Here is a 310-nt window from a genome sequence, read left to right on the forward strand (position 1 = left end):
GCGCGCCAGCTGGGTCAGCCAAAATAGATGCACGAAGAACATTGTCTGGATGTGTATAAGCACGACGCACACCTTCGTTGATCATGTCACTCAAACTCATTTGAGCATCCCACTGAACATTCATACCTACTTTCACGAAGACCGTTACAATGCCAGTGTCTTGACAGATTGGACGCTTACCTTCAGCACACATGCGCGAATTAATAAGAATCTGAGCCATAGCATCTTTAGCAGCCTGCGACTCTTCACGTAAATACGCTTCGTGAACCGCCTTGATAAAATCTGCTGGGTGGTAATAAGAAATAAACTG

The 310-nt window shown here is 45.5% G+C and carries 1 protein-coding gene; it reads right to left on the reverse strand.

What is annotated here, in order from left to right; translation table 11 throughout:
* Positions 1-310: fumarate hydratase (locus A3739_RS08625; RefSeq protein ID WP_197472214.1), on the reverse strand; the 310-nt coding region annotated here is incomplete at both ends.

Source organism: Oleiphilus sp. HI0067 (genome assembly GCF_001635735.1).